This is a genomic window from Arthrobacter sp. CAL618, assembly GCF_000468215.1.
Taxonomy (GTDB): Bacteria; Actinomycetota; Actinomycetes; order Actinomycetales; family Micrococcaceae; genus Arthrobacter_D.
This window is the reverse complement of sequence record NZ_ASZW01000273.1, coordinates 1-9,534: the sequence shown is the minus strand read 5'-3', so window position 1 is coordinate 9,534 and position 9,534 is coordinate 1. Positions and strand designations below refer to the sequence as shown.

Below are 9,534 nucleotides of genomic sequence, written 5' to 3'. Positions count from 1 at the left end.
CCGCGCCGAACGGCCGCCGGGGGCCAGCGTCTCTTCGCTCGAGCTGCGGGGCGCTTCCTACACCTACCCGGATCAGACGGCTCCCGCGTTCTCGGACGTGTCCCTGGATCTCCGCCGGGGGGAGTGGCTTGCGGTGACCGGCCCTTCCGGGAGCGGGAAATCGACCCTGCTCGGTGCGCTGCTCGGATTCCTGCCGATGCGGGAGGGAAGCTATCTGATCAACGGGGAACCCGTCGGTCTGGCGCGGGCCGGAACGNCGCCACCGGTGCGCCGCGCATCGCGTGGTGCCCCCAGGAAGCCCACCTGTTCCAATCCAGTATCCGGGCCAACCTCGCCCTGGCCCGCACCCCGGCCGACCCACCATCCGAGGCTGAACTTGCTGCCGCTTTGGCCCGGGCCGGGTTGGGCGATTTTGTGCATAACCTGCCCGCAGGACTGGATACCCAGGTTGGGCCGGGCGGCACCTGGCTTTCCGGCGGGCAGCAACAACGCCTCGCCGTTGGCCGGGCCCTGCTGACGAGGGCCGACGTCGTGCTCCTCGACGAACCGACCGCCCACCTCGACCCGGTGGCGGCCCGGGATCTGCTGGCCGATCTGCGTGCTGGACTGGCCGACAGGTTCGTGGTGATGGTCACCCACAATCAGGAAGAGGCCGCGCTGTGCGAGCGGGTTCTCGAGCTCTCGGGTAGGGCCAGACAGGACGCAATCGCCTAGCACCCGGTCCCGGGAAGTACTGTGACCAGGCAGCGCCAGTATCGGGACAATACCGCGCGCGTCACCGGCGGGGCCTATCGTGCCGGCGAATTCAGAACCGGCCGCAGAGTCATTTGCTTGAGGGGGACCAAGGCCCACCCGTGGTCAGTGGTCGGCAGTACTTTCATCCAGTCGGCTTTTACTCAGTTGGCCTTACTCAGTCGGCTTTCACAATGGCGAGTTCATCCCACTCGGTGGTGTACCGGGGGGAGGAATACCGGCGGCTCATGGTCCAATCGGCCGGGGCGCACATACCGGCCCGACCCAGTCCGATACTTCCCGTACCGTACTTCTGGGTCACCTCGCCGAGGAGCGCTCCGATGTTGCGCCGCTCGTGCACCGAAACGAAGACGTCCAGTTGCGGTTGAAACCCGGCGGGGGACAGATCGGTGAGCATCACCCCGGCCCGAGCGTAGGGGACCCCCTCCCCAAGGTGTCCCTCAAGGGCCCCGACAGCCGCCCGCGTCAGGACCACCGGATCAGCGGTCGGGGCGGTCAGTCTCACGGTCACGGACGGGAAGGAGGAAGCAGTCCGGTGGAAATGTGATGTGCCAGCAAAGACGGTCATGCTCTTGGCGAGTTGCTTCGCCCGGGACAGGCGCACCGCCGCGGCCTGCGCGTAGAGACTCATCACCTGATGCATTCCAGCGAGCGTAGTGACCGGCGTCGAAAATGAGCGGGAAAAGATCATCTGCTTTTTGTCCGCGCGCTCCGTTTCCAGTTCGATGCACGGCACACCGCGCAGCTCCAGGATGGTGCGCTGCATGAGGACCGAGAATTTCCGTCGCATCAACAACGGGTCAGCGGCACGAAGGTCAGCGATGGTAAACACGCCGATGGCATTGAGCCGTTTTCCGAGCCGGCCAGCAATACCCCAGACCCCGGTGACCGGGACCCGCGACATGATGTGGTCGATGTGGGCCCCGGGCATGGTGTCGAGATTGCAGACGCCACCCATCGCAGGGTTTTGTTTGGCCACCCGGTTGGCGAACTTGGCAAGGGTCTTGGTCGGGGCGATTCCGACGCAGACCGGCAACCCCGTGTGCAGCGCCATGGCGGCCCGGATGGCCCAGCCTTGATCCTGTAAGGACTGCGGCGAACCCGCGAGACCAAGAAAGGACTCATCGATCGAGTACACCTCCTGCCAGGCGGCGAAGCGTCCCATCAGCTCCATGGCCCGTGAACTCAGGTCTCCGTAGAGCTCATAGTTGCTGGAGCGCTGAATGAGCCCCCAGCCGGGAGCTTGGGCGGAGATTTTGAACCACGGCTCGCCGAGCGGAATGCCGAGGGCTTTCGCCTCATTGGACCGGGCCACCACGCAGCCGTCGTTGTTTGACAAGACCACCACCGGGACGCCCGCCAGGCTGGGATCGAAGACACGTTCGCAGCTGACGTAGAAGCTGTTGACGTCGACGAGAGCTATCCGGGACGGTTTGGTACGGTCGGCTGCTGCCGCCGACGGGTAATGGCCCGGGCCATCGGGCATCCGGGAATGGTAATCGGTCATCGCAGCGGCTTACACGTAGTGCAGGCAGCGGGTGACTACCCCCCACACCGACAAGTCGGACAGTTCAGCGACAGTGATGTCCGGATAGTCGCGATTTTCCGCTTTGAGGATGACCCCGGTGGCGCCAAGGTGTAGCCGTTTGATCGTCAACTCGCCGTCCAGGATCGCCACCACCACCGAGCCGTGGTGGGGCGCCAACGACCGGTCCACGATCAGCTCATCCCCGTCGTTGATACCGGCGCCGGACATGCTGTCGCCGGAGACCCTCACGATGAAAGTACAGGTGGTGTCTTTGATCAGGTGTTTGTTGAGGTCAATCCCGCCGTCGTAATAGTCCTGTGCGGGCGAGGGGAAACCTGCGGGAACGGAGACCGGCGCGACGTCGGTGAAGTGGCCTGGCGGGGTTCCGTGTAACTGAGCAATATGGGCTACAACGGTCACGGCATCCCTCGATTAGTACATATATTCGAACGAAATAAGCGTAGCACCCGACCCGGACCTTTCAGCGGGGCAGCGTCAAAAGTGTGGTCGGCTCAGTGCTAGATTTCACGGGGACGCGGCAACACCACGGGCGGCTAATTGCTTACCGGGTGACCGACTGAAAGCGGATTGGGGAACGAGTGATGGACTGGATCCGGTTCCCTGTGATGGCGATTGTTGCCGCGGGATTCGGCTTTGCCGGCGGGTGGGCAGCGATTGCTGCGGACCGTCATCGCCGCACGCCCGAGGCTGTGACCGCCGGTCAGGTTGAAGTGCCTGAACCCCCTCGGCTGCGGGAAGCTGACTGGGCCGTGTACTGGCAGAAGGACAACATCTGGGTGTTGACCAACACCGGATCAGCCAAGGCAACTGCGGTCGACGTGCAATTCGAGCAGTTCGCTGTGGAGTCCTCGAATCTGCGAAGCACCATGCAGACCTCGGGGGAGGCCACGTTCAGTGGCTATCTGCGGGGAAAAAAGCCAGCCGTGCTCATCTCGTGGGCCACGGAAGACAGCGAACAGCGGGGCCCCGCGCGACGCGCCATCCCGCTTCAGGGCAACCGCCGCTGGCAGGACTGGTGAACTACCAGGACCGGTGATCCGACGCGACCGCTGACCTGCTAGCACTCTCCGAAGCCGCCGTTGTTTCGCTCCGGCAGCTCGGCGGAAGCATCCCACCGTGAGCGGTTCCAAGGCTGGGTGGGGTGGGTCATGGTGTGCGCTCTCCGGTCAGCTGAGCTTCCTGATGCTCTTCCGGAATTTTCTTTCAGCATCGGCCTGGATCGAATTCTCGGCCTCATGAAGCACTCCGTAGGCGTAAGTGTTCTCTCCGGCCCGTCGCGCCGCACGGGATGCTTTGAGGAGATACTCCTGAAAGAGGACGCTGTCGCGGTGGGTTCCCAGAATGTCCTGGATCTTCTCCGACGACTTCATTGACTTTCCCACCTGCCCGCCGAAAGCGAATCCCGAGGCCCCCTCAACCGACCTGATCGCGTAGCGCAGGCGCTTGGACCTCTTGCGCACCTCATGCAGCAACTCCAGCTGGGAGTCCAGATCTGATGCGCGGCTGGCACGTTGAGCGGATTTCACCACGATCTCCTGCTGGCGGTTGACCGCTGGCGGAAGGTTCGTGGCAGCCTTCCCGCCGTTGTTCTTCTCGCCCTTCAGCGGGACCCGGGCGGTGAACTCGTCAAGGGCATCAAGGGTAGCGAAGTATTCAGCGGAATTGAGGTCCCGGAGGACTGCCGAGTAGGCCTTCTGGTACCGGGCGGCCGATGACTTGTCCAACCGCCTCATCACGTGCCGGGGGATTGACCCCGGTGGCCGGTTGGCAATGCGGGTCACGATCAGCGCCTGCATCACTTCCGCGTCACGGGCGGCGCTGAGATTCCGGCCGAGTGACTTCAGCTGACCTTCGAGCTCGCCCGCCGGGCCGCCCTCCAGCAGCGGCCGATAGGTCTTCAGCATGCTACGCAGAGTGCGAGCCTTCACCCGCAACTGGTGCAGCGAACCTGCCTCGTGGCGGCGCACCCGCGGATCCCACGCCACCAGTTCGGCGGCCACCTGGCGGAACGAAGCGGTCAGCACATTCCGGACAGAGCCGGGCTTACCGTGGACCGGAGCGAGCTGGGGTTGGCCACCCATGGCCCGGGCCAGTTTCGACGTGCTGGCGGCTGGGGCGGCGCCAGCGTTCAACAAGGAGTGCTCGACGGCGTCCACCAGGGCCTGCCTGGCATCATCGGGAGCGGGTTCTCCGCCCTGCACTTCTGCTTCCCATTCCCGCCAGGACCGTTCGACGCCGGTGGTCAGGTCCTCTGCGTCGACCACATCATCGCTGATTTCGATCAGCGGGGTGCCAGCCGCATCCACCAGAGTGGTGATGGTGCGGGTGGTCGTGATTCGTGCAACTGGTTCGAGGGCACTATTCCTGACATGGACCCGAACCAGATCGAGTACCTCCGACGGCGGTGTATCGCCCGTGCCGGACAGCGGCACCTGGACCTCGAGCCGGTCCGCGTCCGCCGGGAACTTGGTATGCCAGCCCTCGTCTTTGCCCCCGCGCCGCCGTCGCAGGGTTATTCCGTGGCGCAGCAGCGACCGGTCCGGCAGATCGAAGTACAGGGCTTCCAGAACCACGGTACCGCCGTCGTCCGCGCTGGCCACGCCGGTGATGCCGGTGAGGTCGGGGACCACCTCATGGGTGCCGACGTCGTACTTGCGTTCGATCTCAAGAGATTCGGTGCGTGTCATGGTCTTATTATTGCGTCTGGTGTCCAGCGCCCGTGTGTCCCGAGGGGACGGGCTGGACAGCTGCGTCGACCGCGGCAGCCGACAAATCGTCAAAAAGTTGCTGGGTTTCCCTCACATCCTGTGAGGTCCCGCCCGACCGGAGAATCACGTCGATCTCCGCATCGACCTGCTCCAACTGATGGAGGAGATCCTTGTCGGCGCCACTATCACGCAGCCGTTTGATGGTTAGTTCGTTTGAATAGCTCATGTCTGGCCTCCAGCCGGTCGACGGTGTTCATCCCCGGGCAAGGTCTGCCCTGGGCGACGGGTTTACTGCCGGTGCTGGGAAACCTCTAACGGTGCGAGTCGAGAGTGAGGCGCGCAGTTCGTACCGCGTAGCTGATTCGTGGGGCGCCTCGCAGGACGAAACAGGAAGGATCTTGCCTGTCTGAGAGCGGTGCTGTCTGTTCACGGGATACCTTAACGTGCTGGCTCGCCGTGCGGTCAGACGGTGATGAATGCCCAAAACGACGGTAACCGAGGCCGTCTAGGGCTGAGAATACCCCACGTAGCTGGCAACACCACTCACTCGAACCGGGACGGGTCGCCCATGCCGTGACGCACCACTTCGGCGGAGCCGCTGGAAAAGTCGATCACGGTGGTCGGTTCGGCGCCGCAGTCGCCCGAATCGATGACCGCATCCACCTGGTGGTCGAGCTCTTCCTTGATTTCCCAGCCTTGGGTCAGCGGCGTTTCCTGATCGGGCAGCAGAAGGGTGCTGGACAGCAACGGTTCGCCAAGCTCGGCGAGCAGGGCCTGCACCATCCGGTGATCCGGAATCCTGACACCCACGGTCTTCTTCTTGGGGTGCAGCAACCGGCGCGGCACCTCCTTGGTGGCCGGCAGGATGAACGTGTAGCTGCCTGGCGTTACGGCCTTGATGCTGCGGAAAACATCGTTATTGATGTGGACGAACTGGCCAAGCTGCGCGAAATCCTTGCAGACCAGCGTGAAGTGGTGCTTGTTGTCGAGCTTCCGGATGGAGCGGATGCGGTCCAGCGCGTCCTTGTTGCCCAGCTGCGCGCCGAGCGCGTAGCAAGAGTCCGTCGGGTAGGCGATGAGCCCGCCGGACCTGACGACGTCGACGATCTGCCCGATTGCGCGCGGCTGTGGATCGTCGGGGTGCACATCGAAGAATTTGGCCATGCGAAGAGCATACGTCGCTGGTGGTAGGTCAGGTGATACCCAGTTGAAACCACCCAGCCCACCCCGTCGATGCGTTCCACCACGTGCTGTAGACGACGCTGTCCGATCCGATGACGAATACATCCAAATGTTCGGTCACCCGAGACACGGCGGCGACCTGGCTGCCCGGTTTCGCGACGCCGCCCGAAATGTTGAACCATCCTGCCCACCCGGTGGTGTCGTGCCACCAGGTGCTGTAGATCCGGTTGTCCGTGCCGACGGTGAAGAGGTCCAGGTGGTTGGAATACCGCGCAACTGCAGTGACCGGTGATCCGGCGGACGCCACGCCTCCGGAGACCTGGAACCAGCTGCCCCAACCAGTGCGGGCGCTCCACCAGGTGGACATGATCTTGCCGTCAGGGGCAGTGGTGAACAGGTCCAAATGATCTGGGTGGCGGGCCACCACAGTGACTGTCGCATCAGGCCGGGCGAGCTGCGCGCCGACCTGGAACCAACGGGACCAGCCGCTGCGATCATCCCACCAACAACTCCAGACCCGGTTGTCGGTGCCGATCGTGAATAGATCCAGATGGAACGGGTACCGTGCAATGGCCGTGACGGTCGCACCGGCTGCCGCGACACCCCCTGAGACCTGGAACCACCCGGACCAGCCGGTCCGCACGTCCCACCAGATGGACATGATCCTGCCGTCCGCGGCGGTGGTGAACACATCGAGGTGGTCGGCGTACCGTGCGAGGACGTTCACGGTCGCCCCGGCCCGGGCAACCAGGGTGCCGAGTTGGAACCAGTTGGACCAGCCACCCGATGAGCTCCACCACGCGCTGTACACCCGGTTATCGGTCCCGACGGTGAACAGATCCAGATGTCCGGAGTACCGGGCGACGGCGGTCACCGGTGATCCCGCACCTCCCGGTGAGGCGATGCCCCCCATGAGCTGGAACCATCCCGCCCAGCCGCTGCTCTGGTCCCACCAGTTGGACATGGTGCGCCCGTCGGATGCGACGGCGAACACATCGAGGTGTTCGGGGTACCTATCGATTACCGTGAGGGGCGTCTTTGCCCGCGCGGTCAACGCCGCCAGCGGTCCGATTCGGTTCCAGATCACCTGCCGGCAGATCCGGCAGAACGGCACCCCCAGGTCGCGCATCTTGCAGGCAAACTCCGGCCGGAACGCGCCGCAGTGGTAATAGTGGGCCCCTTCAAAAGCCCCGACCGTCCCGTCGGCCACTGGGCTGGGACGTGAATCCACTGTGCTGCAGTCCGGGTTGGTCATGGTGGGGATGGCGGTTGCCGCGTTGACGGCCCACCGCCACTTCAGGGACGCCCGGTTCCGGTTGATCGTGACGTTCGGTGCCCCCGGCTCCGGACCGGGATGGTGGTCCTGGCCGGTTTCGTCGCCGCCAGCATAGTACGGGTACTCATCGGCGAGCCCGAACGCGGTGTGTCCCATCTCGTGGATCCCGATTTCGGTGGCGCTCGCCGCCAGCGAATACGTCCCGATGGATCCGCCGCTGCCACCGTAAATCGTCGAATTGACGATCAGCAGCACTGTGGTGAATTCCGGTACCTGGGCAGCAGCGACCGTCAGGGCTGTCGCGGCGTTGCACAGCAGCAGACGTCTGATGCCGTTGCCGCCGAACGTGGAATCGAAGTAGGTTCGGACGGTTGCGCCCGTGCCGCCCGCAGCCGCCGGATCGTCTGCACCGGAATCGGTTGACGAGACATTGACCCGGAAGATGTTGATGGCTGGCGCCAGTTCGTTGAATGGCGGTGTACCAAGGAACGCATTCGCCAGTGCGGTGCAGGCGGTATCGAAGGAGGCCTGCTCCGCCGCCCGGAACCCATCCCCCAGGAGCACCACATTGAAGGCCCGGTTTCGCGGCGCCGAGCCCCGGATCTGGGTGGTGCCAATCACTGTCCCATCGGCGGTGGTCATTTCGTGTCACCTCGTCCCTCGATGGCAAAGCTGGTGATGTCGGTGACGCGGAAACCATCGAGTTGTCGGCCGTCCCCGCCGTCGCCGGGCGGTGCAGCATCCCGGCTGCCGGTGTCCTCCGGATCGGGAGCCGCAACGTCGATCAAGGCGATGGACCGTGCAGCGGCCGGGGCCGGGACGACGACGGTGAAAGCGCCAGTGGGCCGCTCCACCTGGACCCTGGTGATGGGCTCGCCCGGAGTTTCCGGGAACACCTCAGCGCTGTGAAGGTCACTGGTCCGCACCGGCACCCGGGTCAGGGGCGTGTCGTCGGCATCCCGCACCTCGGCGTAGCGGCCGGCTCTCACCTCCGGGTGTGCATCAAACCCGGTGACGGCGACATCGACGGGTTGCTGCAGAATCAGCCGGACGTCGTCGCCGTCGTACTCGAAGATCAGCCTGATCGCACTGGGCGTGGGCTGGGGGTTATCGGTCATGGCGGTCTTCTTCCGGTGGGTCTGGCCTTCGTCCTATCCTCCCGTCACGGGCGTTACTCGGCTGTTACCGTCAATCAGCGGTCCAGGCTGTTGCCGCCCGGTGCTTCTCGAGTAACGCCGCAGTAACGTCGGCGGCGTTATGTTGGGTCTTTATCCCATAGGAACCCAGAGGTAGAGTGCCACCATGATTGAATCTGAGTCCTCAGGTAGCCGACCCCGCGGTCAGGAACCGGAGACCACCGGTCGTTTCATAGTTGTTTTCGCCGACGCCGAGGAGAACGCTCCAGAGCTGCTTCGGTCTGCTGCGGGCATGTCCCATGTCGCTGATTCCCGCGACTTCGGCACCCGTGCCGCATCTCCAGCCGACACTGAGGGAGCTGATGCCACGTATTATTCCCACCTCGGGGTTGCTGTCGTGTCCGCAGATCCGCAACAGCAGCGGGCACTCAGCTCGTCGTCCGACGAGGGCACCGTCATCTCCGTCTCCCCGGAACTCATCCACCACGTGCTCACCGACGAGCCCGGGGGAGCCTCGTCGTCGTTCCAGGACAGCGCGCAGCTCACCTGGGGGCTTCAGGCCGTCGCCGCGGACACATCCCCCTTCAGCGGCGAGGGTATCCGGGTCGCGGTGCTGGACACCGGGTTCGACTCAAGCCACCCGGACTTCGCCGGCCGGCAAATCACCGTTGAGTCTTTCGTACCCGGTGAGACGGCCCAGGACGGGCACGGACACGGCACCCACTGCATCGGGACCTCCTGTGGCCCGCGGTCGCCATCCGAAGGCCCGGCGTATGGCGTGGCCTACGAGGCGGAAATCTTCGCGGGGAAGGTACTCGGCGACTCGGGGTCGGGCAGCGACGGCGGCATCATCGCCGGAATCGACTGGGCCATGGCGAACGGGTGCGCCGTGATTTCGATGTCGCTTGGGGCCGACATTCCGCAGGTGCA

At 64.5% G+C, this 9,534-nt stretch carries 10 protein-coding genes and 1 pseudogene; 4 read left to right on the top strand and 7 right to left on the bottom strand.

Annotated elements, in window-relative coordinates:
• Positions 1-97: 97 nt before the first annotated feature.
• Together K728_RS23385 and K728_RS22505 are read left to right on the top strand one after the other, a co-directional pair.
• A pseudogene (locus K728_RS23385) lies at positions 98-178 on the top strand (ATP-binding cassette domain-containing protein); the annotation flags it as partial.
• On the top strand, positions 160-714 hold the full coding sequence (locus K728_RS22505) for an ATP-binding cassette domain-containing protein (RefSeq protein WP_337587510.1): 555 nt from the start codon (positions 160-162) through the stop codon (positions 712-714). The pseudogene K728_RS23385 and the gene K728_RS22505, both read left to right, overlap by 19 nt.
• Positions 715-910: 196 nt before the next feature.
• Here the strand turns inward: K728_RS22505 and K728_RS22510 are convergent, their stop codons facing one another.
• Together K728_RS22510 and K728_RS22515 are read right to left on the bottom strand one after the other, a co-directional pair.
• A complete protein-coding gene (locus tag K728_RS22510) occupies positions 911-2,260 on the bottom strand; it encodes a Y-family DNA polymerase (protein WP_024475578.1) in 1,350 nt (449 codons plus the stop codon).
• 9 nt (positions 2,261-2,269) lie between these two features.
• Complete coding sequence (locus K728_RS22515; RefSeq protein ID WP_024475579.1) at positions 2,270-2,701, bottom strand: LexA family protein; 432 nt, start codon at positions 2,699-2,701, stop codon at positions 2,270-2,272.
• A 179-nt stretch (positions 2,702-2,880) separates the two neighbouring features.
• Between K728_RS22515 and K728_RS22520 the strand changes: the two genes are divergently transcribed.
• A complete protein-coding gene (locus K728_RS22520) occupies positions 2,881-3,321 on the top strand; it encodes a hypothetical protein (protein ID WP_193353909.1) in 441 nt (146 codons plus the stop codon).
• A 147-nt stretch (positions 3,322-3,468) separates the two neighbouring features.
• Here the strand turns inward: K728_RS22520 and K728_RS22525 are convergent, their stop codons facing one another.
• The 5 genes from K728_RS22525 to K728_RS22545 form a co-directional block, all read right to left on the bottom strand.
• Positions 3,469-4,989 (bottom strand): CYTH and CHAD domain-containing protein, encoded by a 1,521-nt coding sequence (locus K728_RS22525; RefSeq protein WP_024475581.1) that lies wholly within the window; start codon positions 4,987-4,989, stop codon positions 3,469-3,471.
• 7 nt (positions 4,990-4,996) lie between these two features.
• Positions 4,997-5,236: a hypothetical protein gene (locus tag K728_RS22530; protein WP_024475582.1), complete on the bottom strand. Its 240-nt coding sequence runs from the start codon at positions 5,234-5,236 to the stop codon at positions 4,997-4,999.
• A gap of 317 nt (positions 5,237-5,553) precedes the next feature.
• Complete coding sequence (locus K728_RS22535) at positions 5,554-6,174, bottom strand: L-threonylcarbamoyladenylate synthase (RefSeq protein WP_019481432.1); 621 nt, start codon at positions 6,172-6,174, stop codon at positions 5,554-5,556.
• A 28-nt stretch (positions 6,175-6,202) separates the two neighbouring features.
• Positions 6,203-8,110, bottom strand: coding sequence for a M64 family metallopeptidase (locus K728_RS22540; RefSeq protein ID WP_019481433.1), 1,908 nt, complete (start codon positions 8,108-8,110; stop codon positions 6,203-6,205).
• Positions 8,107-8,586, bottom strand: a complete 480-nt coding sequence (locus K728_RS22545) for a hypothetical protein (RefSeq protein WP_024475583.1) — start codon at positions 8,584-8,586, stop codon at positions 8,107-8,109. The genes K728_RS22540 and K728_RS22545 overlap by 4 nt, the downstream gene beginning before the upstream one ends.
• Before the next feature lie 184 nt (positions 8,587-8,770).
• On the opposite strand from K728_RS22545, the gene K728_RS22550 reads away from it, so the two are divergent.
• A partial coding sequence (locus K728_RS22550; protein WP_024475584.1) for a S8 family serine peptidase occupies positions 8,771-9,534 on the top strand: 764 nt, incomplete at its 3' end.

Excerpts from the sequence above, each read along its gene's own strand:
- K728_RS22540 (WP_019481433.1), bottom strand. The coding sequence starts at position 8,110 with ATGACCACCGCCGATGGGACAGTGATTGGCACCACCCAGATCCGGGGC.
- K728_RS22510 (WP_024475578.1), bottom strand. The coding sequence starts at position 2,260 with ATGACCGATTACCATTCCCGGATGCCCGATGGCCCGGGCCATTACCCG.
- K728_RS22535 (WP_019481432.1), bottom strand. The coding sequence starts at position 6,174 with ATGGCCAAATTCTTCGATGTGCACCCCGACGATCCACAGCCGCGCGCA.
- K728_RS22545 (WP_024475583.1), bottom strand. The coding sequence starts at position 8,586 with ATGACCGATAACCCCCAGCCCACGCCCAGTGCGATCAGGCTGATCTTC.
- K728_RS22525 (WP_024475581.1), bottom strand. The coding sequence starts at position 4,989 with ATGACACGCACCGAATCTCTTGAGATCGAACGCAAGTACGACGTCGGC.
- K728_RS22530 (WP_024475582.1), bottom strand. The coding sequence starts at position 5,236 with ATGAGCTATTCAAACGAACTAACCATCAAACGGCTGCGTGATAGTGGC.